The sequence below is a fragment of the Paracoccus sp. SSJ genome (assembly GCF_030234105.1).
In the GTDB taxonomy this organism is placed as follows: domain Bacteria; phylum Pseudomonadota; class Alphaproteobacteria; order Rhodobacterales; family Rhodobacteraceae; genus Paracoccus; species Paracoccus denitrificans.
The window spans coordinates 223,675-245,106 of record NZ_JASSPE010000001.1 but is presented as its reverse complement, the minus strand read 5'-3'; the positions used below and the strand labels follow the sequence as shown (position 1 = coordinate 245,106).

General features: G+C 68.6%; 18 protein-coding genes, 1 pseudogene and 1 riboswitch. Of the genes and pseudogenes, 5 read left to right on the top strand and 14 right to left on the bottom strand.

Annotated features, from left to right (window positions below):
* Positions 1-27 precede the first annotated feature (27 nt).
* Positions 28-1,443, top strand: a complete 1,416-nt coding sequence (locus QPR87_RS01160; RefSeq protein ID WP_285047811.1) for an aminotransferase-like domain-containing protein — start codon at positions 28-30, stop codon at positions 1,441-1,443.
* A 4-nt stretch (positions 1,444-1,447) separates the two neighbouring features.
* Here QPR87_RS01160 and QPR87_RS01155 read toward each other — a convergent pair whose 3' ends face one another.
* Both QPR87_RS01155 and QPR87_RS01150 read right to left on the bottom strand, forming a co-directional pair.
* Positions 1,448-2,674 (bottom strand): MFS transporter, encoded by a 1,227-nt coding sequence (locus QPR87_RS01155; RefSeq protein WP_285047809.1) that lies wholly within the window; start codon positions 2,672-2,674, stop codon positions 1,448-1,450.
* A 246-nt stretch (positions 2,675-2,920) separates the two neighbouring features.
* A complete protein-coding gene (locus tag QPR87_RS01150; RefSeq protein WP_285047805.1) occupies positions 2,921-3,103 on the bottom strand; it encodes a GntR family transcriptional regulator in 183 nt (60 codons plus the stop codon).
* Positions 3,104-3,206: 103 nt separating this feature from the next.
* Here QPR87_RS01150 and QPR87_RS01145 point away from each other — a divergent pair, with 103 nt between their 5' ends.
* Positions 3,207-3,845 (top strand): FMN-binding negative transcriptional regulator, encoded by a 639-nt coding sequence (locus QPR87_RS01145; RefSeq protein WP_285047803.1) that lies wholly within the window; start codon positions 3,207-3,209, stop codon positions 3,843-3,845.
* Positions 3,846-3,921: 76 nt separating this feature from the next.
* Here the strand turns inward: QPR87_RS01145 and QPR87_RS01140 are convergent.
* From QPR87_RS01140 to QPR87_RS01120, 5 genes and pseudogenes are all read right to left on the bottom strand, one after another.
* A pseudogene (locus QPR87_RS01140) lies at positions 3,922-4,307 on the bottom strand (5-deoxy-glucuronate isomerase); the annotation flags it as partial.
* Between the two features lie 10 nt (positions 4,308-4,317).
* Entirely contained in the window at positions 4,318-5,343 is a 1,026-nt protein-coding gene (locus tag QPR87_RS01135) for a FecCD family ABC transporter permease (protein ID WP_285047800.1), read from the bottom strand.
* Positions 5,344-5,352: 9 nt separating this feature from the next.
* The gene (locus QPR87_RS01130) at positions 5,353-6,306 is read right to left on the bottom strand and encodes an ABC transporter substrate-binding protein (protein ID WP_285047798.1); all 954 of its coding nucleotides are present in this window, start codon (positions 6,304-6,306) and stop codon (positions 5,353-5,355) included.
* A 10-nt stretch (positions 6,307-6,316) separates the two neighbouring features.
* Entirely contained in the window at positions 6,317-7,093 is a 777-nt protein-coding gene (locus tag QPR87_RS01125) for an ABC transporter ATP-binding protein (protein WP_011751048.1), read from the bottom strand.
* Position 7,094: 1 nt separating this feature from the next.
* Entirely contained in the window at positions 7,095-9,269 is a 2,175-nt protein-coding gene (locus QPR87_RS01120; protein WP_285047795.1) for a TonB-dependent receptor, read from the bottom strand.
* A 109-nt stretch (positions 9,270-9,378) separates the two neighbouring features.
* A riboswitch (cobalamin riboswitch) is annotated at positions 9,379-9,574 on the bottom strand.
* Positions 9,575-9,723: 149 nt separating this feature from the next.
* Between QPR87_RS01120 and QPR87_RS01115 the strand changes: the two genes are divergently transcribed.
* Positions 9,724-10,239, top strand: coding sequence for a hypothetical protein (locus QPR87_RS01115; protein ID WP_285047793.1), 516 nt, complete (start codon positions 9,724-9,726; stop codon positions 10,237-10,239).
* A gap of 142 nt (positions 10,240-10,381) precedes the next feature.
* Positions 10,382-12,214: an ATP-dependent zinc metalloprotease FtsH gene (gene ftsH / locus QPR87_RS01110; RefSeq protein WP_285047791.1), complete on the top strand. Its 1,833-nt coding sequence runs from the start codon at positions 10,382-10,384 to the stop codon at positions 12,212-12,214.
* Between the two features lie 15 nt (positions 12,215-12,229).
* Here ftsH and QPR87_RS01105 read toward each other — a convergent pair whose 3' ends face one another.
* Positions 12,230-13,729 carry a phosphomannomutase gene (locus QPR87_RS01105; protein ID WP_285047790.1) on the bottom strand — a complete coding sequence of 500 codons (1,500 nt, stop codon included), beginning with the start codon at positions 13,727-13,729 and terminating at the stop codon, positions 12,230-12,232.
* 169 nt (positions 13,730-13,898) lie between these two features.
* Here QPR87_RS01105 and QPR87_RS01100 point away from each other — a divergent pair, with 169 nt between their 5' ends.
* Positions 13,899-15,170 (top strand): MgtC/SapB family protein, encoded by a 1,272-nt coding sequence (locus QPR87_RS01100; RefSeq protein WP_285047788.1) that lies wholly within the window; start codon positions 13,899-13,901, stop codon positions 15,168-15,170.
* 34 nt (positions 15,171-15,204) lie between these two features.
* Here QPR87_RS01100 and QPR87_RS01095 read toward each other — a convergent pair whose 3' ends face one another.
* From QPR87_RS01095 to QPR87_RS01070, 6 genes are read right to left on the bottom strand one after another with little or no spacing between them, the layout of a single operon-like run.
* On the bottom strand, positions 15,205-15,966 hold the full coding sequence (locus QPR87_RS01095) for an SDR family NAD(P)-dependent oxidoreductase (protein ID WP_011751042.1): 762 nt from the start codon (positions 15,964-15,966) through the stop codon (positions 15,205-15,207).
* Positions 15,963-16,790, bottom strand: coding sequence for a PCC domain-containing protein (locus QPR87_RS01090; protein ID WP_285047785.1), 828 nt, complete (start codon positions 16,788-16,790; stop codon positions 15,963-15,965). The genes QPR87_RS01095 and QPR87_RS01090 overlap by 4 nt, the downstream gene beginning before the upstream one ends.
* Positions 16,787-18,388: an acyl-CoA synthetase gene (locus QPR87_RS01085; protein ID WP_104493014.1), complete on the bottom strand. Its 1,602-nt coding sequence runs from the start codon at positions 18,386-18,388 to the stop codon at positions 16,787-16,789. The genes QPR87_RS01090 and QPR87_RS01085 overlap by 4 nt, the downstream gene beginning before the upstream one ends.
* Positions 18,385-19,554: an acetyl-CoA acetyltransferase gene (locus tag QPR87_RS01080; protein ID WP_285047782.1), complete on the bottom strand. Its 1,170-nt coding sequence runs from the start codon at positions 19,552-19,554 to the stop codon at positions 18,385-18,387. Before QPR87_RS01080 ends, QPR87_RS01085 begins: the two co-directional genes overlap by 4 nt.
* Entirely contained in the window at positions 19,551-20,390 is an 840-nt protein-coding gene (locus tag QPR87_RS01075; RefSeq protein ID WP_231000795.1) for an IclR family transcriptional regulator, read from the bottom strand. Before QPR87_RS01075 ends, QPR87_RS01080 begins: the two co-directional genes overlap by 4 nt.
* Positions 20,390-21,406 (bottom strand): TRAP transporter substrate-binding protein, encoded by a 1,017-nt coding sequence (locus QPR87_RS01070; RefSeq protein WP_285047779.1) that lies wholly within the window; start codon positions 21,404-21,406, stop codon positions 20,390-20,392. Before QPR87_RS01070 ends, QPR87_RS01075 begins: the two co-directional genes overlap by 1 nt.
* Positions 21,407-21,432 lie beyond the last annotated feature (26 nt).

Sequence of the window (21,432 nt, the reverse complement as noted above, 5' to 3'; positions counted from 1 at the left end):
ACCCATACAGTTTGTGGGGAGTTGATCGTGGCAGATGACGACATGACGCGGACAGGGGCGCTGATGCGCGCGGTCCGCACGAGGATTGCCAGCCGGGCACTGGTGCCGGGCGACCGCCTGCCATCGGTCCGGGGGTTTGCCAGGACCATGGGCGTGTCGCCCTCGACGGTGGTCGAGGCCTATGCCCGCCTGGAAGCCGAAGGCGTCATCCGCGCGCGACGCGGCTCGGGCTTCTATGTCACCGGCGCCGATCTGCCGCCGATGGCGCTGGCAGAGATGGGGCCACGCCGCGAACGCGATATCGATCCTTTCTGGGTGTCGCGGCAGTCGCTCGATGCCGATCCCGCCGTCCTGAAGCCCGGCTGCGGCTGGCTTCCGGCCGACTGGATGCCGAATGCCGCGCTGCGGAAGGGGTTGCGGGCGCTCGGCCGCGCCAATGACGCGCTGCTGTCGGATTACGGCGGCACGCGGGGCTCGATCGAGCTGCGCCGCCTGCTGATCGCCCGCTTCGCCGATCAGGGCATCAACGCGACGGCGGACCAGATCCTGCTGACGGGCTCGGGGACGCAGGCCATCGACCTGATCTGCCGGTTGCTTCTGCGTCCGGGGGACGCGGTTCTGGTCGACGATCCCTGCTATTTCAATTTCCACGCCTTGCTGCGCGCCCATCAGGTGCGCATCGTCGGCGTTCCTTTCACGCCTGTGGGACCGGACATTGCCGCCTTCGAGCAGGCGCTGATCGACGAGAACCCGCGCCTCTACATCACCAATTCCGCGCTGCACAACCCGACCGGCGCCAGCATCTCGTCCCAGATCGCGCATCGGGTGCTCAGTGCCGCCGCCGCCCACGGGCTGACCATCGTCGAGGACGACATCTTCGCGGATTTCGAGCCGACGCCGTCGCCACGCCTCGCCATCCTCGACGGCCTCCAGCGGGTGATCAGGATCGGAAGCTTTTCCAAGACGCTCTCGGCCTCGCTGCGCTGCGGCTATATCGCGGCCCGGGCGGACTGGATCGAAAGCCTGGTCGACCTGCAGGTCGCGACCAGTTTCGGCGGTCCCAGCCCGGTCTCGACCGAACTGATCGTCGGCATCCTGGCCGGGGGAAGCTATCGCAGGCATATGGACGATGTGCGCCAGCGGATGGCGCATGCGAGGATCGAGGTGGCGGAACGGCTGGCGCAACTGGGCATCGTTCCGTGGATCATGCCGCGGGGCGGCTTCTACCTTTGGTGCCGGCTGCCGGATGGATTGGACTCGGCGGTCGTCGCCCGGCGCTGCATGGAGCGCAATGTCGTGCTTGCGCCCGGAAACGCCTTCAGCGCCTCGCAATCGGCGGCGCCGTTCGTTCGCTTCAACGTCGCGCAGATGGGGGACCCACGGATCATCCCGATCCTGGAGGGCGCGATGAACGAAGGCGGGACCGCTGCGGCAAGGGGGTGATGCATCACCTTCCTTCGGGTTCGCGCAGGTCGGGCAGCCATGCGGTGAGGATGCCGAAGACCGGCAGGCAGGAGCAAACCAGGAAGACGAAGGAGATGCCCTTCAGGTCGGCCAGGACACCCAGCAGGGCGGCGCCGATGCCGCCGATCCCGAAGATGAAGCCGAAGAACAGGCCCGAGACCATGCCCACACGGCCCGGCATCAGCTCCTGGCCGTAGACCACGATGGCGGGAAAGGCCGAGGACATCAGAAGCCCGATCACCACGCTGAGGATCACCGTCGCCGCCAGCCCGGCATGGGGCAGAAGCAGCGTGAACGGCAGGACGCCGAGGATCGAGACCCAGATGACCGGCTTGCGTCCCAGCCTGTCGCCGATGGGTCCGCCCGCGATGGTGCCGGCAGCGACCGAGGCGAAGAACACGAATTGCAGGATCTGCGCCGTTGCGATGGAAACGCCGAAGCGATCCATCAGGTAAAAGGTGTAATAGCTCGTGAAGCTCGCCAGATAGATATACTTGGAAAAGAGCAGCGCGATCAGAATGGCCATCGCCCGGGAAACCTGCGGTCGCGAGAGCCAGGCATGTCGTTCCGGCACCTTCCTGCCGCTGGGCCGGGCGTGGCCGTTCCGGCGATACCAGTTGCCCAGCCCGGTCAGGACGGCGATGCCCAGCAGGGCGACAAGCGCGAACCAGGCCAAGCTGGCCTGGCCAAGCGGCAGGACGATCAGCGCCGCTGCAAGCGGTCCGAGCGCCGAGCCGAAATTGCCGCCCACCTGGAACAGCGACTGCGCGAGGCCATGCGAGCCGCCGGATGCGAGGCGCGCGATCCGCGAGGATTCCGGGTGAAAGATGGACGAGCCGATGCCCAGCATCATGCCGCCGGCAAGCAGCATTCCGTAATTCGGCGCAAAGGCCAGGGTCAGCAGCCCCGCCATGGATGCCGCCATGCCGAACGGCAGCGAATAGGGCATCGCCCCCGTGCCGGCCAGCACCTGGCGCGCCATCGCATAGCAGGGGTTCTCGATCGCGAAGGCATCGCCCGGATCGAGGATCAGCCGCGCGCAAAGGTCGAGCCCCTGCTGCGAGCCGTTGACGATGACGATCTGGTCCGGCTCGCAGACCAGTTGCCGCGCCCGCCAGAGATAGCCTTGCAGCGCGGCGCGCAGCCGCGGCGTGCCGCGGGGGTCGGCATAGGTCAGGCGCTCGGGCTGCCGGGACATGGCGGCGGACATGGAGCGCTTCCAGAGGGTCGCGGGAAAATCGCCGCCGGCCATGTCGCCATAGCGGAAATCGGCCAGCAGCCTGCTTCCGGCATGGCTGGGCGCGGGGTGGAACCGGCGGATGCGCTCGCCCCAGGCCGACAGCCGGACCGGCGGGGGATGGCCGGGACTGTCCTTTCGCCGCGATGGTTCGGCGAGATCGGGGGCGACGCGGGCGCGGCTGCCCTGCCGGACCTCGATGAAACCCTCGGCCAGGAGCTATTCATAGGCCGCGGTGACCGTGGTCCTGGACACCCCCAGCTCATGGGCAAGCGCGCGGGACGAGGGCAAGCGCCCCGCGGCCCCGAAGACGCCGCCGGCGATCTGCTCGCGCAGTGCCTCGTAGATCTGCCTTGCGCCCATGGCGGGCGGGTGGCCGGGGTCTTTTCGCAACTGGACCATTGTTTTTCTTGGAAACTGGACGTTCCTGACAAACCAGACTGACGGTATCCCATCGGGAAATCAACGCCCGGGGCATGTCGGCCCCTTTCGCACAGGACCAGCCATGTATGTCCCGCCGCATTTCGAGGAATCCCGCATCCCGGTCCTGCACGACCTGATCGAGCGCAACCCGCTGGGCGTCCTGGTCACGCAGGGCAAGGCCGGACTCGACGCCAACCACATCCCCTTCCATCTGGAGCGCGGCCCGGGGCCTGGCATCCTGACCTGTCATGTCGCGCGCGCCAATCCGGTCTGGCAGGATGTCTCCACGGGCGACGAGGTCCTGGTCGTGTTCCGCGAGGCGGATGCCTATGTCTCGCCGCAATGGTATCCGAGCAAGCAGGACCATCACCGCCAGATGCCGACATGGAACTATCTCGTGGCCCATGCCCATGGCCGGGTCACGGTGCATGACGACGAGCGCTTCGTGCGCCGCAATGTCGCCCTGCTGACCCGGACGCACGAGGCCGCGCAGCCGGTGCCCTGGAAGATGGGGGATGCGCCGCGCGACTTCACCGACATGATGCTGAAGGCCATCGTCGGGCTGAGGATCGAGATCACCCGCCTGGTGGGCAAGGCCAAGCTGAGCCAGAACAAGGAGACCCGCGACATCCGCAGCGCCGGCGAGATCCTGGGCGCGCAGGGTGATGGGGTGATCGGTGTGGCGATGTGCGCGGCGGCGGAGGCCAGGGGGCGGGAATGAGGGCCGCCCAACCGTGCGTTGCAAGAAGGCTGCACCGGCATGATCCCGACAGGTTCGCAGGGGATGTTTCCGGGCCGCGTTGTTTCTTCATCATATGCTCGACCTCTGGCGCGGGGACGAAGCACCAGTTCCTGCGCGGCCCTGCCATGACGTTGAGGTAGCAGCGCTCGAAGCCAGGGGGTGCCGCAGGGGTGGTGGCCGCGGGGGACCAGGGCGACGTCGCCGCCAGAGCCTCGTCGGACCCGCAGCACCGTCCAGCCGATGGCCGGGTTCAGGCGGTGGTAACAGGTCTCCTGCAGATGGTTGATGCGGGGAAAACCGTCCTCGTCGTGGCGGAGACTGGGAAAGCTCGACCGATGGCCGCGGGGGTAAAGACCGGCTGTCGCAATAATCCTCGCTCTCCATGGCGATGTTGTTGATGAAGCGGCTGTTGGTGCGCTCGCCTTGCGTGGTCAGGGGCAGAACCCCTTCCTCATCCCCGCTGGCGGGCCAGCAGGACAATGAAGAACAACCCACCGATCAGCCCGGTCACGACGCCGATGGGCATGTCGTTGGGCGCGGTCAGCCGTCGCGCCAGGACATCGGCCAGAACCAGGAAGATCGCCCCCAGCAAGGCGCTGGCCGGCAAGACCCGCCGGTTGTCGCCGCCGATCAGAAGCCGCGCGACATGCGGCATCATCAGCCCAACGAAGCCGATCATCCCGGAAAAGGCGACCAGAACGCCGGTCAGGAAGGCGCTGACCGTCAGCATCGCGATCCGCAGCCGCCGCACGTCGACGCCAAGCGTGGCGGCGCTTTCGTCCCCCATGGTCAGCGCGTTCAGCTGTTCGGCGCAGCGCAGGAACACCGCCCCGCTGAGCAGCAGGGCCAAGGCCGGAAAGGCCAGGTTGTTCCATTGCGCGAAGCCAAAGCCACCAAGCATCCAGAACACGACCGAACTGATCGCGCGCGGATCGGCCAGCATGATCAGCACGTTGCTGCCCGCGGCGATGACGAAGGACACGGCAAGTCCCGCCAGCACCAGCCGCGTGGGGCCGGTGCTGTGGGTAAGGCCCGCCACGGACACGACGATGGCCGTCGCCGCCAGCGCGCCGGCAAAGGCGAAAAGCGGCACGGTCAGGACGCCCAGCAGGTTGCCGACTGCCAGCATCGCCAGATTGGCCCCGAAACCCGCCCCGGCCGAAACCCCCAGCAGATGCGGGTCGGCCAGGGGATTGCGGGTCACGCCTTGCATCACCGCCCCCGCGATCCCCAGCCCGGCGCCGACCGTGGCCGCCAGCAGGGCGCGGGGCAGCCGCAGATCCCAGACGATGTTCTCGCGCCCCGCGCTCCAGTCCGGCGTGACCGGAAGCAGCGACAGCTTGTGCAGCACGATCGACCAGACCGTGCCGGCGGGGATCCGGGTCGAGCCGATGCTGACCGACAGCGTGATCGAAAGCAGGCAGAGCGCCAGCCCGGTGATGCAGGTCGCAAGGAAATGCCGCCGCAGGAAGCCCATCCCGTCCCCCTATTCGCCGTGCAGGAAATCGGCCAGCCGCTCGACCGCGTGGATATTGCGGGGGCCGGGGGTCAGGTCGTCATAGCCCAGCACCAGAAAGCGGTCGCCGCGCACCGCATCGATATGGGCGAAGGCGGGATGTTCCTTCATGAAGGCGATCTTTTCCGCGGCCGCGACCTCGCCGTAATCGACGATCACCACGGCCTGGGGATTGCGCTCGGCCACGGTTTCCCAGTCGATGCGCACCCAGTTGCTTTCGATATCCTCGGCGATGTTGCGGCCGCCGGCTGCGTCGATGATGGCCTGGGGCATGGCATAGCCGCCGGCCGTGAGGGGCACCTTGTCGCCGGAATCGTAGACGAAGACGCGCGGGCGGTCCGTCTTGCCGGCAAGCCTTGCCCGCACGCGGTCCAGCCGCACGCGATAATCCGCGATCAGTGCCTCGGCCCGTTCGGGAACGCCGAATATCGCCGCCAGGTTTTCCAGGTCACGGAACAGATAGTCGAAGCCGGGCCGATTCTTCTGTCCCAGGCGGATGCAGGATTCCGACAGCTCGTAGACCGGGATGCCATAGCGGCCGAGCGTGTCGGGCGTGACCTCTCCGCCGACGCGCATCCCGTAGCTCCAGCCCGCGAAATAGAAATCGGCGCCCTCCTCCAGCAGCATCTCCAGCGTCGGATAGTCGCGCTGAAGGGGACGCAGCTTGGCGGCAGCGGGGAACAGGTCGGTCGCCGCCCGAACCCGCTCGATCCGGCCGCTATAGCCCAGCATCCGGTCCTCGAGCCCCAGCGCCAGCATGATCTCGACAAGGTTCGAGCCATGGGCGACGGCGCGGGCGGGCGCTGCGTCAAAGGCGATCTCGCGGCCGCAGCTGGTCACGGCGACCGGAAACTCGCCCCCCGCCGCAGGTTGTGCGGCCAGAAGCGGGACGGTGAAGGCAAGGGAAAGCGTCAGGCGGTGCATGTCGGGCCTTTCAGGACGGCAGATCGAAGGAAAAGCGGGGCCGGCCGGTGCGGGGATGGCGGTCCATGTCGGCCTCGACATCGAAGGCCGCGCGAATGGTATCGGGCGTCAGCACCGCCAGCGGCGGACCAAGCGCGCAGATGCGGCCGGCGCGCATCACCAGCACCTGGTCGGCCAGTGCCGCCGCAAGGTTCAGGTCGTGCAGCGTGACCAGAACGGTCATGTCCAGGCGGCGCAGCATGTCGATGATTTCAAGCTGGTGGCGGATATCCAGGTGGTTGGTCGGCTCGTCCAGGACGATCAGCCGCGGCTGCTGGACGATGGCGCGGGCCAGCAGGGCGCGCTGCTTTTCACCGCCCGACAGGCCGCTGAACGGCCGGTCGGCGAGATCCGCCAGCTCGAAATCGGCCAGAGCCTGATCGATGATCGCATCGTCGCCCATGCTGTGCGAAAACGGGCCGCTGCGATGCGGGATGCGTCCCATGGCCACCACCTCGCGCACCGTAAAGGCGAAATCCGGTGCGATCTCTTGCAGCACCGCCGCGATCAGGCGCGAGACATCGCGGGCGGGCATCTGCCAGATGTCGCGCCCGCCCGCGCATACCTGGCCGGCGGTCGGGCGGTTGCGGCGATAGATGCTGCGCAGCAGCGTGGACTTTCCCGCCCCGTTCGCGCCGACGATCACCGTGGTCGAGCCGGCGGACACGTCGAAGCTGATCGCCTCGATGATCCGCCGGCCCGGATCGGGACCCCAGCAGAGGTCCCGCACCTTCAGGTCCACCGCCATCCTAGAAGGCGATGCGCAGATCGAGCGTCGCGCTGCGCGGCGGAGCCAGCAGCCACTGGTTCGACCCGCCCGAGGTCGCATAGAGCCGGTCGGTCAGGTTGTAGATGTTGAGATCAAGGCTCATGTTGTCGCGTGGCACCCATTGCAGCCCGGCATTGACGACCGTGTAGGACGGGCGCGAGGTCGTGTTGGCGTCGTTGGTGAACACCTCGCCCACGTAATGGGCACCGGCCCGCACCGTCCAGTCCTCGGCAAAGGCCCAGGAGCCCCAGATATTGGCGACGCGGCGCGGTGCATTGGGCGGGCGATTGCCGGAATAGTCGCCGCCGGACTGGACATAATCGTCATAGCGCGGAGACAGCAGCGCGCCGTTCACGTCGATGCGCAGGTTCGGGGCGACGTCGAACCCGACCGCCGCCTCGATCCCCTTCGAGCTTTGCTGGCCGATCTGCCGGGTGATCGCCGGATCGTCGGGATCGCGGGCCAGCAGGTCGTTCTTGACGATCCGATAGGCCGACAGCGTGGCATCGCCGCGTCCGTCCAGAAAGGCGAATTTCACCCCGATTTCCTGCTGGCGCGCCTTGGCCAGCTTCAGATCCGCCTGCGACTGGGATAGCGACAGGACATTGCCGATCGGCTCGGCCGCGCGGGAATACTGGGCATAGATCGCCACGTCCGGCAGCGGGCTGTAGACCGCGCCCAGGCGCCAGCTGACGGAATCGAAGCTGCGGGTGAAGGCGGGCTCGACGCGGGTGACGCGCAGATTGTCATGGCGCAGCCCGCCGACGACCGACCATTGCTCGTTGATCTTCAGCCGGTTGTCGAGAAACAGCGCATATTGATCGGTAGTCAGGTCAGCCGTCGTCGCCATCTGATGCGGGCCGAAGAGGCCGGGTCGCGGGTTCGGGAAATCCACCACCGACTCGCCCGGATAAGGCGAATTGTTGGTATTCCTGAACGTGATCCGGTTCACGTCGAAGCCGATCGTCGTGGTGTTTTCCATTCCGCCGGGCGTGGTGCTGATGGTGGCGTCGGTGCGGTTGCCGACCTGCTCCAGATCGTGGTTGATCGCGATGTAGAACTGGCGCAGCACATCGCCCGTATCCGGTCGATAGAGGTAATCCTCGACATTGCGCCAATTGCGGTCGCTGGCCAGGTAATAGCTGTTGCTGCGGATCGTCACGTTGTCGGCCGGCGTCCATTCGGCCCGCAACTGCGTATAGCTGTCCTTGTAGCGGACCAGGGCGTCCTCGACGTTGAAGTTCCGGCGGCGCACGCGCTCGTCGATCCGGCCATCGACAAGCGGCGTTCCGAAATAGGTGCCGGGCCGGTTGTCGCCATGGTCATGCGACAGGGTCAGCGCCAGGTCCTCGGTCGCCTGCCAGCGCAGCGCTGCCGACAGCGCGCGGCTGGACGTGTCGTTGCGATCCAGCCAGCCGTCCGACGCGGTGCCGCTGACATCGATGCTGTAGGCCAGGACCTCGTTGATCGGCCCGGCGCTGCCCAAGGCCAGCCCGCGCTGGCCATCCGTGCCAAGCGTCGCGCGGATCTCGTTCCGGCTGCGGTCGGTCAGGGGCCGTTTCGGGACGATATTGATCGCGCCGCCGACGGCGCCTTCGCCATACAGCACCGAGGAGGGACCGTTCAGGACCTCGATGCGCTCCACGCTCCAGCTGTCGAAGGGAAAGGAGATGGTGCCCGACGCGGGATAAAGCCGCGTGCCGTCGTAAAGCCGCGTCACCGACCCGTGCCCGTTGAAACCGCGCATGCTGAGCGAGGTGCCGCCATTGCCGGGGGATCCGTGAAAGCTGATGCCGGTCCCGTTCTGGACGATGGCCTGGTTGACGTCGCGCTGGCCGCGCTGGCGGATTGTTTCGGCCTCGATCACCTGCACGCTGGCCGGCGTCTGCAACACGCTCAGCCCCAGGCGGCTGCCGGCGTTCGAATGCGCCCGAAGATCCAGACCCGAGCCAAGGGACAGGCCCTTGACGGTGATCGGGTCCAGCATTACCTCGCCGGCGTTCCGGGTTGCGGCCTGCTGCGCAGAGGCGGGCAGGGCCGCCACGGCCAGCAAGACCGATAGAAGCGCCGTGCCGCGGCTGCGGCGGATGGCATGGCGGGACAGGCTGTCCTGCGCGTCGCGACGCGCGGACGGGGAATGGATATGATCGCGCACGAATGTGGCTCCAGCGACAATTTCACCGTCACCGCAAACGCGACATCCTGTTATCCGCTGACAGCGGACGGATGGCTACCCACCGGGGCACCCCGCCCGATGTGTTCACGCGTGACAACGGCTGACGGCAGGTCTCCTGGCTCGCGGGTCGTCGCCTGTCGCCGCCTTCCCGGGGTCGCACCCAGTGGCCGTTGGCAAAGGCTATCCGCCTACAGTTGCGGGGGCAGCCGCAGCATGGGACCGGCTGGTCCGCACTGCGTTCCCTTTTCATTCCGAAATCGGAAACCGTCACCCGACCGTGTAGTGACGCGATTCCGGCGCGTCAACTCCGTTGGCGGGCCGGTCTCGACGACGGAGGGCCGGCGTTGCCCGATCACCTCTCCGGCCGGGCCGATTCAGGCTTGCCGGCGACAGCGTCCAGAGCAAGATGGGCCGGCGATGAGCGGAGACCACCATGCGCCCATTTCCCTGCCTGCTTGTCCTGGTGCTGATCCTTGCGGCAAGCGTCGCGCTGGCCGATTGCAGGACCGAGACGCTGATTTCCTGCGACATCGGCGATGGCAGGCATCTCGAGGTCTGCATCGAACCGGGGGATTTTCAGGGCGAGGGGGCCTTCACCTATGCTTTCGGCCCCAAGGGCCGGCCCAAGCTGACCCTGCGCGAGACGTTCGCGGCCGGAACCGCCACCCCCTGGAGCGGCGTCGGCAGGGCGATCTGGGAAAGCGTGGCCTTTCGCAACGACGGCCATGTCTACGAGGCATGGCACAGCGTCGACCGGCTGGACGAGGACATGCCGCTGGAAGCCGGCGTCACCATCCTGCGCGGCGAGGCGTTCCTGGCCGCACTGTCCTGCAAAAGCGGACCTGCGACCGTGATCGCGCCCCTGTTCACCATCCAGGACACGATGGCGGCCGCGGGCTTTTGCCGCGACCTGAACCGCCATGAATGGCGGCGCGGCAGCTGCGGCTGAACGGCTCCGATCCCCGGTCGCCGCTTGCCGGACGCGGCGTCCGCTCCGGGCGGAGTTGATCGGCGCCGCGCGGTCGGGCAACATCGACGGCGCGCGCGCCCATCGGCCAGGCGCCCTTGCGGGTCGCCGCCACGGAGATGTCATGGAGAAGAGGACCGAGTTCCACATCTGGTATTGGATCCTGGCCTTCCTGGCCGTGATCCTGATCCAGGACCTGGTGTCCGGCGCGCGCGACATCGCGCCGATCAGCTACAGCCAGTTCGAAACCTATCTGCAACAGGGCCGCATCTCGTCCGTGGCGGTGGGCGGCGACCGGATCACCGGCAGCTTCAGCACCCCGGTCGATGGCCGCAACCAGTTCGTCACCACGCTGGTCGATCCGGCGATCCTGGAGCGCATCGACCAGGCCGGGGTCGAGATCAGCGGTGTGCCGCAGAACACCTGGCTCGGCACGCTGCTGTCCTGGGTGGTGCCGGTGGTGCTGTTCCTGGCGCTGTGGATGTTCGTGTTCCGCAAGTTTGCCGAGCGTCAGGGCCTGGGCGGCTTCATGCAGGTCGGCAAGAGCCGGGCCAAGGTCTATATGGAAAAGGAAACCGGCGTGACCTTTGCCGACGTGGCCGGCGTGGACGAGGCCAAGGCCGAACTCGAAGAGATCATCGCCTTCCTGCGCGACCCCGAGGGCTATGGCCGCCTTGGCGCGCGCATCCCCAAGGGGGTGCTGCTGGTCGGCCCGCCCGGCACCGGCAAGACTCTGCTGGCGCGGGCCGTGGCGGGCGAGGCGGGGGTGACCTTCCTGTCGATCTCGGGCTCGGAATTCGTCGAGCTGTTCGTCGGCGTCGGCGCCGCCCGGGTGCGCGACCTGTTCGAGCAGGCCCGCAAGAGCGCGCCGGCCATCATCTTCATCGACGAACTCGATGCGCTTGGCCGCGCCCGCAACTCGGGCCAGTTCACCGGCGGCAACGACGAGCGCGAGCAGACGCTGAACCAGTTGCTGTCCGAGCTGGACGGCTTCGACCACTCGTCGGGCGTCGTGCTGTTGGCCGCGACCAACCGGCCCGAGATCCTGGACCCCGCGCTGCTGCGTGCCGGCCGCTTCGACCGGCAGGTGCTGGTGGACAAGCCCGACAAAAAGGGCCGCATCGACATCCTGCGCGTGCATATGAAAAAGGTGCGGCTGGCCCCGGATGTCGAGGTCGAGCAGGTCGCGGCGCTGACCCCGGGCTTTTCCGGCGCCGACCTGGCCAATCTGGTGAACGAGGCGGCGCTGCTGGCCACCCGGCGCAGTGCCGATTCCGTCGCCATGGCCGATTTCAACCATGCGGTCGAGCGCATCCTTGCCGGGCTGGAAAAGCGTAACCGCCTGCTGAACCCGCGCGAACGCGAGATCGTCGCCTGCCACGAGATGGGCCATGCGCTGGTCGCCATGGCGCTGCCCGGCGTCGATGTGGTCCACAAGGTCTCGATCATCCCGCGCGGCATCGGCGCGCTCGGCTATACCATCCAGCGCCCGACCGAGGATCGCTTCCTGATGACCCGCGACGAGCTGGAGAACAAGATCGCCGTGCTGCTGGGCGGGCGCGCGGCCGAGAGCATCGTCTTCGGCCATCTCTCGACCGGCGCGGCGGACGATCTGGTCAAGGCGACCGACATCGCCCGCGCCATGGTCACGCGCTATGGCATGGACCACGACCTGGGCCATGTCAGCTACGACAGCGAGCGCCCCGGCTTCCTGGGCGAGAACGAGCAGGGCTCATGGCTGAGCCGGCGCTATTCCGAGGCGACGGCGCAAAGGATCGACGCGGCGGTCAAGCAGATCACCGGCGACATCTTCGCCCGCACCGTGGCGCTGCTGGAGGCCAATCGCGAACTGCTGGAGCAATCCTCGCGCGAATTGCTGGAGCGCGAGACGCTGGAGGATGCCGAGCTGCGCGCCTTTGCGGCAAGGGTGCGGCCGCCGTCCCCGGCCGCCGCCTGACGCGAAGGCGGCGGTTCAGGCGAGTTGGGCCGCCATCTCCCGCACCCTTGCCAGCGCCCGGGCGTTCAGGGTCCGGGCGGCTTCCTCGGTTTCGGCCTCGGTATAAAGCCGCAGTTCCGGCGCGTTGCCCGAGGGGCGCAGGTGGATGATCGCGCCGTCCTCGAAGGTCATGCGCAGCCCGTCGGTCTGGTCGATCCGCCCCAGCCTGCCGGCCAGCGCGCCGAATTGCGCCTCGATCCGCGCCCGGCTCTCTGCCTCGCTGCCCGAGGTCAGCCATGCCAGGATCGCCTGCGAGTCCCGGGTCGGGAAATCCTTGAGCCGGTCGCTGAAGGTCGCTCGTTGCGGCAGGTCGGCGCAAAGCTCGGCCAGCGGCCGCGCCTTGGCCGCCGCCAGCACCGCGATCACCGGCAGGACCGCATCGCGCGTCGGCAGGGCCGAGAGGCGCCGGCCGTCCCGCACGATCTCGCTGCCCAGCAGAAAGCCGCCATTCGCCTCGTAGCCGCAGACGGGGCCGAGGGTCTCGCACGCCGCCTCGTCCATGGCGGCGATGACATGGGGCGAGCCGATGCGGGTGCGGATGGTGCGGGCGAATGCGCCGCTCAGCTCCAGCGCGGTATTGCTGCTGACCGGGGTGACGACGCATTCCGCGCCCAGTTCGCGGGCGCAGATCAGCCCCAGGATGTCGCCGCGCAGCCACTCGCCCCGGTGATCGGCCAGAAGCGGACGGTCGGAATCGCCGTCGGTCGAGACGATGGCGTCCAGCCGGTGCTCGGCCGCCCAGCCGCGCGCCAGTTCGATGTCCTCGGGCCGCAGCGCCTCGGTATCGACGGGGATGAAGCGGTCCGAGCGGCCAAGCGGCAGCACCTCGGCGCCAAGCGCGCGCAGGATGCGGGCGATGAGGTCGCGGCCGACGGCGGAATGCTGGTAAAGGCCTAGCACCAGCCCCGAAAGCGCGTCCTTGCCGAAGAAGTCCAGATAGCGGCGCAGGTAACCGTCCTGAATGTCTTGCGGCTCGGGCAGGGGGGCGGCATCGACCAGCCCGCCGTCGGGGCCGAAGCGGGCGGGGTCCAGCGCCAGCGCCTGCCGGGCCATGCCGGCTTCGTCGGATTTCAGGATCTCGCCCCCGGGGCGGTGGAACTTGATGCCGTTGCGGTCATCGGGAATATGGCTGCCCGTGACCATCAGCGAGGGGATGGCCCGGCCAAAGGCGTAATGCGCCAGCGCGGGCGTGGGTACATGGCCGCAGAATACCGGCTGCCCGCCCGTGTCGCGGATCGCCTGGGCGCAGGCCCGCAGGATGCGCGGGGTCGAAGGGCGCAGGTCGCCCGCCAGCGCCACCGCGGTCCCCGGGGCGAATTCGCCGATCTCGCGCAGGTAGTGCAGGAAGCCCTGGGTATAGCCATGGGCCACCCGGTCGGTCAGCGCGCTGACCAGCCCGCGCGCGCCGCTGGTGCCGAAGGCGACGCCGCTTTCCGCGATCAGGTCGCGGATGGTGAGGGTTCCTGTCTGGGTCATGCTGGACGCTCGCTGTATGGAAAGACGATCATGCAGGCGAGGCGGGCGGTTCGTCCAGTGCCGCCGGCCGGGTTCCGCGCCTTCACCGTTCTCCAAATACTCGAAAGCTTGCGCCGGGCCGATGCTCGCGGCGCTGGCAAGCCGCTGAAAGCGGTGGCAGAATGCGCCGATGCACCAGGACCAGGTTCTCAGTCGCCTTGCCGTGTCGCTGGCCATCGGCCTGCTGGTCGGGCTCGAGCGCGGCTGGCGCACCCGGGACGAACGCGAGCACCAGCGCGCCGCGGGGCTGCGGACCTTTGCGCTGGCAGGGTTGACCGGCGGGGCGACCGGCGTCCTGGCGCTGGATTACGGCGGCGTGGTGATCGGCATCGTGTTCTGCGGCTTTGCGCTGGTCTTTGCCGCCTTCCAATGGCTGGAATCGCGGCTGGACCGGGATGTCAGCGCCACCTCGGCGGTGGCGGGGATGCTGGTCTTTCTGCTGGGGGCGCTGGCCGTCACCGGGCCGCTGGTTCCCGCCGTTGCCGCCGCCGTGGCGATGACGCTGCTCTTGGCGGGGCGCGAGCATCTGCACCGCTGGGTCGCCGCGCTGAGCTGGGCCGAGATCCGGGCGATCCTGACGCTGGCGGCGATGTCCTTCCTGCTGCTGCCGGTCATCCCCGATCGCAGCATCGATCCCTGGGACGCGGTCAACCTGCGCGAGATCTGGCTGCTGGCGATCCTGATCGCGGGGATTTCCTTTGTCGGCTATGTCGCGGTCCGGGTGTTCGGCGATCGACTGGGGATCGTGGTGATGGCGGCCGCCGGGGGGCTGGCATCCTCGACCGCGACCACGCTGGCCTTCGCCCGGCTGGGCAAGGCCGAGCCCGGCGCGGCCCGGCTGCTGGCCGCAGGCATCCTGATTTCCGGCGTCGTCATGCTGGTCCGCGTGGGCGTCGTCACCGTGGGGCTGAACCGTGCGCTGCTGGGGCATCTGGCCCTGCCGCTGGCGGCGGCGGCGGTGGTGATGGCCGGTGGTGCGGCGGCCATCCTGCTGCGTCGGCGTCAGGCGCAGGCCGGCCCGGTCCTGCCGATCAACAATCCGCTGGCGGTGGGCACGGCGCTGAAGATCGCCGGCTTCATCGCCGCCGTGCTGCTGGCGGCCGAGATCCTGCGCCGGCAATATGGCGATGTCGGCGTGCTGATCATCGCCGCGATCTCGGGCATTGCCGATGTGGATGCGGTGTCGATCTCGATGGCGCGGCTGGGCGGCGGCGACCTGGCCGTTCCCGTGGCGGCGCAGGCGATCCTGATCGCGGTGGCGGTGAACACCGTCTCCAAGGCGGTGCTGGCCGGCCTGGTCGGCGGACGGCGGATCGGGATCACCGTCGCCGGGCTCAGCGCGCTGGCACTCGCCGCCGGGCTGGCGGCGGTCTGGGCGCAGGCGGCCTGGACTGGGGCGTGAGGCCGCGGCGGGAGCGCCTGCCGCGCGGAAACGCCTAGGCCGGCTCGTTCTCGCGCCGCAGCGCCGGCAGGCCGACGCCGGTGGCGTCGAAGCCTCCATCCACCGCCAGCGTCTGGCCCGAGACGAAGCTGGCCTTGTCCGAGCACAGGAACACGATGGCCTCGGCGATCTCGCGCGCCTCGCCATAGCGGTTCAGCGGGATGGCGTCGTAATAGGCCGAGATGATCTCGGGCGCATGCACCGCCATGGCCAGCTTGGTCCTGACCGGGCCGGGGGCGACGCAATTGACGCGGATGCCCTGTTCGCCCAGTTCGGCGGCGAATTGCTTGGTCAGGTGGATCACCGCCGCCTTCGATGTGCCATAGGCCACTCGCAGGGTCGAGGCGCGCAGCCCCGAGATCGAGGCGATGTTGACGATGGCGCCGCCGGTTTTCGCCAGTTCCGGCGCCGTGGCCTGGGTGCACAGGAACACGCCGTCCAGGTTCGTCGCCATCACCTCGCGCCATTCCTCGAAACTGGTGCGCCCGGCATGCGAGAACAGCGCCACGCCGGCATTGTTCACCAGCGCATCGATGCGGCCGAGGCCGGCGACGGTCTCGGCCACCATGCGCTCGACCTGGTCGGGGTCCGAGACGTCGGCCTCGACCGCCAGCACGTTTTCCATGCCGTCCGCGACCCGGTGCAGTTCCCGGGTGTCGCGGTCGACCATGGCGACGCGCCAGCCCTGTTCCAGGAAGATCTCGGTGGCGGCCAGGCCGATGCCGCGGCAGCCCCCGGTGACGATGGCGGTTTTCATGGCGTTTCCCCTGTCGGTTCGATGATGAGCTCCAGCGTCACGCCGACGGGGTTTGCGCCCCGCGCCAGCGTGCCGCGCGCGATATGGCCGTGGATGTCCACGACCTCGATGGGGACATGCGCCGTGCCCCGGGCCAGCCGGGCACCGGCAAAGCGCAGCTCGGTGGCCAGGCAATCCATGCGGTGCCCCTCGGCAAAGCGGATATGGTCGATGCTGCCCACCGCATGCAGCCGCGCGTCCCGGATGCCGTGGCGGGCGGCAAGCGTTTCGATGGCCGCGACCACATCCTCGCCCGGCAGGATACGGGCGAAAAGGCCGGGACCGTCGCCGCCGCCCTGCGGGGTGAACAGCGTGAAGGCGGTTTCCTGATCGGGCAGCGCCTCGAACCATGTCTCCGCCGCGCCCAGCCCCTCGACCGCCACGTCCTCGGCGACGGTCGAGTCGAAGGGCAGCAGGTGGCCCATCGCCCTGTCGTGCTCATCCGACCAGATGCCGTGGCAATGCAGGAAGGGCGCGCCGTCTTTCCAGCCGACCGTCGCGGTGGCGCTTTCGACGGTCCAGCGGCCCTCGGGCGCGTGGGTGTCGGAATACCAGGCCGCGTGCAGCCCGTCGGTCGAAAGCGCCGGCAGGACATAGCGCATCGGCTCGCAGCGCAGGCCGGCCAGCGAGACCACGCCGCCCTTGCAACCGTGATCCGCGAACAGCGTGCCCACCGCCTGCATGACCGTCTGCCCCGCACGCAACCTGCCTGCGACGGGGCGCAGCAGCGCGGGCCGCGCCTGCATGCGGTCGGGTGCGCACGGGCCCGGATGGATCATGTTCATGCCGGGGCCTGCTCCAGCAGGCCGCGCGCCTCCAGCTCTTCGCGGATCATCTTCTTGGTGATCTTGCCATAGGCCGATTTCGGCAGGCCGTCCCAGAACAGGAAGCGCCTGGGCAGCTTGTAGCGCGAAAGCTTGGGCGCGACGAACGCCGCCAGTTCCTCCTCGGTCACCGGCGCGCCGGCCACGCAGATCGCCCAGCCGACCTCGCCCCAAAGCGGATCGGGCACGCCCAGCACCGCGACCTCGGAAATGGCGGGATGGGTGAGGATCTTTTCCTCGATCTCGCGCGGATAGACGTTCGAGCCGCCCGAGATGAACATGTCCGACTCGCGCCCGGTGATATACAGGAACCCCGCCTCGTCCATGTGGCCCAGGTCGCCGGTGCGGAACCAGCCGTCGCGAAAGGCTTTCGCATTGGCCTGCGGGTTCCGGTAGTAGCCGGCAAAGACGGCGGGGCCGATCACGCAGATCTCTCCGGTCTGGCCGGGCGGCAGTTCGCGGCCCTGATCGTCCTGGATCTGGATCTCGATCCCGGTGCGGGCATGGCCGCAGGTGCCGATGCGGGTGGTCGGGCCGTCCTCGGCATCGTGCAGATGCGCAGGCAGCACGGTGATGTTGCCGGTGCATTCGCCCAGGCCGAAATATTGCACAAGCACCTTGCCCAAGGTGCGCAGCGCCCTTTGCTGGTCCACCCGATACATCGGCGCGCCGGCATAGATCACATAGCGCAAGGACGAGGTGTCGGCGCCTGCCGTCGCGGGATGCTCGACCAGCAGCTTCAGGATCGTCGGCACGGTGAACATGGTGGACACCCGCCATTCCCGCACCAGATCCCAGACCTGCGCCACGTCGAAACGCTCGGTCGGCAGCAGCACCGTTTTCACCCCGCGCGCCACCTGTGTGAGCTGATGCACCCCCGCGCCATGCGACAAGGGCGCCACCACCAGCGAGGCATCCTCGCCCGTCAGGCCCGGCATCAGGTCCGCCAGGTGGTTCGTCACCACGAAGGCCATCTGGCCATGGGTCAGCACCGATGCCTTGGGCCGGCCCGTGGTGCCTGAGGTGAAGAAGAACCAGCAGGGATCGTCGCGATCCACCACCGCGACCTGCGGGCGGCTTCCCAGGTGTTCGGCGGTGATCGCCTGCACCGAGGGGCCGAAATCGGCCGCGCCGAAAGCCAGCGTCGTTACCCCGCAGGCTGCCGCATGGTCGGGAAAGGCGGCGTTGCACAGCATCAGCCGTGCGCCCGAGGCTTCGGTCAGCCAGGCCACCTCCTCGGGGGTCTGGCGAAAGTTCGCGGGCACCCAGATGCCGCCCGCGCGCCAGGTGGCGAACATGGCCTGCATCATCTCCATGCAGTTCTGCGACTGGCACATCACCCGGTCGCCCTTTTGCAGCCCGAAGCGGGTTTGCAGCGCATGGGCCAGCGCGTCGGTGCGGGCCTCGAACTCGGCCCATGTCCAGCACGCCTCGCCCATGACCAGCGCGATACCGTCCGGGTCGCGCCGCGCGGCCTGGGTCAGGAAGGTGGCAAGGTTCATCACCCGGGTCGAGACCGGGATCACGCCGCCGGCCGGTTCGGTGGCGGGCTCGGTCATTTTACGCGCTCCAGGATCGAGCAATAGCTGGCCACCGCCGCGCCGCCCATGTTGAAGACGCCGCCCAATGTCGCGTCCTGCACCTGCATGGCCCCGGCATCGCCGGCCAGTTGCATGGCCACCATGACATGCTGCGACACGCCCGTGGCGCCGATGGGATGGCCGCGCGACTTGAGCCCGCCCGAGGGGTTCACCGGCAGCGCGCCGTCGAACCGGGTCACGCCGTCGCGGATGGCGCGCCAGCCCTGGCCGCGCGGGGCAAGGCCCATGGCCTCGTATTCGATCATCTCGGCGGTGGTGAAGCAGTCATGCGTCTCGACCAGCGACAGGTCCATGATGCCGAGCCCGGCCTGATCCAGCGCCGCAGCCCAGGCACGATGCGGCCCGCCGAAGGCGATGGGATCACGCCGCGACAGCGCCAGAAGGTCGCCCGCCTGCGCACGGGCGCGGAAACGGATGGCGCGTTGCAGTTCCGCCGCCAGTTCGGGCGCGGCCAGAACCAGCGCCGCCGCCCCGTCCGAGACCAGCGAGCAATCCGTCCGCCGCAGCGGCCCGGCGACGCGCGGGTTCTTGTCCGAGATGGTGTTGCAGAACGCCAGGTCGAAGGGCTTCTGCATATGCGCATAGGGGTTGCGCATGCCGTTTTCGTGGTTCTTGGCGGCGATCATCGCCAGCTCCTCGGAGCGGTCGCCGTGGCGCTGGAAATAATTCTCGGTGATGCGGCCGAAAACGCCGGCGAACCCGCCGGGGATCTCGCCCTCCTCGGGGACGTAGCTGGCGGACAGCAGGATGTCGCCGACCTGGTCGCCGGGCGTCGCGCTCATCTTTTCGGCGCCGATCACCAGCGCCACCTTACCACGCCCCGAGGCGATGAAATCCGCTGCCGAATACAGCGCGGCCGAGCCGGTGGCGCAGGCGTTTTCGGTGCGCATGAAGGGCACGCCCGCCAGTTCCGGCGTGCCCATGGCGACCAGCGCGCCCTGGAAATCCTGCCGTGAGAAACCGTTGTTGTAGACGCCGACGAAGATGCCGTCGACGGCATCGGCAGGCAGGCCCGCATGGTCCAGCGCGGGCCGTGCGACCTCGGCCATCAGGGCCAGCGTGTCGGGGGCCTCGGACTTGCCGAATTTCGTGTGTGCCCAGCCGACGATCAGCGGATCGGTCATGCGATGTTCCTTTTCGGTTGCGTCTCAAGTGCGGCAAGGCGGGTCGCGACCAGCTGCGCCTCGCGGTGCAGCAGGACGGCCAGTTCGGCGCGCCTCGCCTCGCCCATGCGGTTCTCGATGGCGGCGATGGACAGCGCGCCTGCCGGCCGGCCGTCGGGCCACAGGATCGCGACGCCCAGGCCCCAGGAACCCGGCACCACCCGGCCGGGGTTCAGCGCATGACCGGCCGCGCGTGCGTGCGCCAGATCCTCGGCCAGTGCCGGGGCAAGGCCGGGGGCCAGCGCCTCGGCCTGCGGCGCCGTCTGCCGCAGCAGGGCATCGGCCTCGGGCGCGGGCAGGGCGGCAAGGATCGCCAGGGCACCGGCGCCGACGCCCGCAGGCTTGCGGTCGCCGCGCATCAGCGCATGGGTGCGGATCGGGAAATCGCCCTCGATCCGCTCCAGGCACAGCGTATGGTCGCCCTGCGGCACGGTCAGCAGCAGGGCGTCGCCGGTCTCGCGCGCCAGCCGCAGCATGGATTCGCGTGCGTGGTGCAGGATGCCGTGGCGCTCGGCGGCGAATGTGCCCAGCAGATAAGCCTCGGGGCCCAGGTGATAGCGCCGGGTGCGGCGGTCCTGCTCGACCATGCGCGCCGCGGCCAGGGCCAGCAGCAGCCGCCGCACCGTGGGCCTTGTCAGCCCCGATGCGGCGGCCAGTTGTCCCAGTGCCAGCCCCTCGCCGCCGCCCCTGCCGACCAGCGACAGCAGCGACAGCGCCCGCGCAACCGCCTGCGCGCCGCCGCTGGCCGGTTCGGCAAGGGCGGGTTCGGCGGGTGCGTTGGCCGGCGTTTCCGTCATCAGGCGAGCTTTCGTCCGATGGCGGCTTCCAGGATCTCCCATGCCTCGTCGCCATAGGTCTTTTTCCACTCGGCATAGAAGCCGGCCTCGCGCAGCTTGTCCTCGAAGGGCTGCGGGTCCACGTCGTTGAAGACGAAGCCGTGCTCTTCGAGGTCGCCGCGCAGGGTGGCGTTCAGCGCCATCACGTCCTCGCGCTGCCTGTCCGCGCCTTCGTTGAAGTGCTTGGCGACGACCTGCTGCGCATCCTCGGGCAGCGCGCCCCAGGCGCGGCGGTTGCCCAGCAGCCAGAACCCGTCCCACATGTGGTTGGTCATGGACAGGTATTTCTGCACCTCCCACAGCTTGGCCACCTTCATGATCGCCAGCGGGTTTTCCTGCCCGTCGACGATGCCGGTCTGCAGCGCGGTATAGACCTCGGCGAAGTTGATCGAGGCGGGCGCAGCGCCGAAGGCCGAGAAGAGCGAGGTCCAGAGCGGGCTGACCGGCACGCGGATCTTGAAGCCTTGCAGATCCTCGGGCGCCTGGATCGGCTTGGTCGAGGTTGTGGTCTGCCGAAAGCCGTTGTCCCAGATCTTGTCCATCGCCACCAGGCCGGCATTCTCGATCTGGCCGCGGGCATAGGCGCCCAGTTCGCCGTCCATCGCCTTCCAGACCGTGTCGTAGTCGGGAAAGGCGAAGCCCACGCCGTTGATCGAGGCGTTCGGCACCAGAGTCGACAGGATCACCGGCGAAAGCTGGAAGAACTCGACCCCGCCCGAACGCAGCTGGCCCAGCACGTCGGTATCGGCGCCAAGCTGGTTCGAGGGGAAGATCTGGATGTCCACCGCGCCCGAGGTTTCTTCCAGGATTGCCTTGACCGCCTCGGCTAGCCGGACGTTGCTGGGATGTTCGAGCGGCTGGTTGTTCGCGATCTTGTAGCTGAATTCGGCGGCGCGGGCGGCGCCCGGCCGGATGAAGGGCGCGGCCAGCGCCCCTGCGGCGGCACCCATCAGGACGCTGCGGCGGGTGATTGTCATGTTTTCCTCCTCCCCGAAGGCTGTTG

What these genes read in the sequence shown, in the direction of transcription:
- QPR87_RS01155 (WP_285047809.1), bottom strand. Translation starts at nt 2,674, where the DNA reads ATGTCCGCCGCCATGTCCCGGCAGCCCGAGCGCCTGACCTATGCCGAC.
- QPR87_RS01150 (WP_285047805.1), bottom strand. Translation starts at nt 3,103, where the DNA reads ATGGTCCAGTTGCGAAAAGACCCCGGCCACCCGCCCGCCATGGGCGCA.
- QPR87_RS01145 (WP_285047803.1), top strand. Translation starts at nt 3,207, where the DNA reads ATGTATGTCCCGCCGCATTTCGAGGAATCCCGCATCCCGGTCCTGCAC.
- QPR87_RS01135 (WP_285047800.1), bottom strand. Translation starts at nt 5,343, where the DNA reads ATGGGCTTCCTGCGGCGGCATTTCCTTGCGACCTGCATCACCGGGCTG.
- QPR87_RS01130 (WP_285047798.1), bottom strand. Translation starts at nt 6,306, where the DNA reads ATGCACCGCCTGACGCTTTCCCTTGCCTTCACCGTCCCGCTTCTGGCC.
- QPR87_RS01125 (WP_011751048.1), bottom strand. Translation starts at nt 7,093, where the DNA reads ATGGCGGTGGACCTGAAGGTGCGGGACCTCTGCTGGGGTCCCGATCCG.
- QPR87_RS01115 (WP_285047793.1), top strand. Translation starts at nt 9,724, where the DNA reads ATGCGCCCATTTCCCTGCCTGCTTGTCCTGGTGCTGATCCTTGCGGCA.
- ftsH (WP_285047791.1), top strand. Translation starts at nt 10,382, where the DNA reads ATGGAGAAGAGGACCGAGTTCCACATCTGGTATTGGATCCTGGCCTTC.
- QPR87_RS01105 (WP_285047790.1), bottom strand. Translation starts at nt 13,729, where the DNA reads ATGACCCAGACAGGAACCCTCACCATCCGCGACCTGATCGCGGAAAGC.
- QPR87_RS01100 (WP_285047788.1), top strand. Translation starts at nt 13,899, where the DNA reads ATGCACCAGGACCAGGTTCTCAGTCGCCTTGCCGTGTCGCTGGCCATC.
- QPR87_RS01095 (WP_011751042.1), bottom strand. Translation starts at nt 15,966, where the DNA reads ATGAAAACCGCCATCGTCACCGGGGGCTGCCGCGGCATCGGCCTGGCC.
- QPR87_RS01090 (WP_285047785.1), bottom strand. Translation starts at nt 16,790, where the DNA reads ATGAACATGATCCATCCGGGCCCGTGCGCACCCGACCGCATGCAGGCG.
- QPR87_RS01085 (WP_104493014.1), bottom strand. Translation starts at nt 18,388, where the DNA reads ATGACCGAGCCCGCCACCGAACCGGCCGGCGGCGTGATCCCGGTCTCG.
- QPR87_RS01080 (WP_285047782.1), bottom strand. Translation starts at nt 19,554, where the DNA reads ATGACCGATCCGCTGATCGTCGGCTGGGCACACACGAAATTCGGCAAG.
- QPR87_RS01075 (WP_231000795.1), bottom strand. Translation starts at nt 20,390, where the DNA reads ATGACGGAAACGCCGGCCAACGCACCCGCCGAACCCGCCCTTGCCGAA.
- QPR87_RS01070 (WP_285047779.1), bottom strand. Translation starts at nt 21,406, where the DNA reads ATGACAATCACCCGCCGCAGCGTCCTGATGGGTGCCGCCGCAGGGGCG.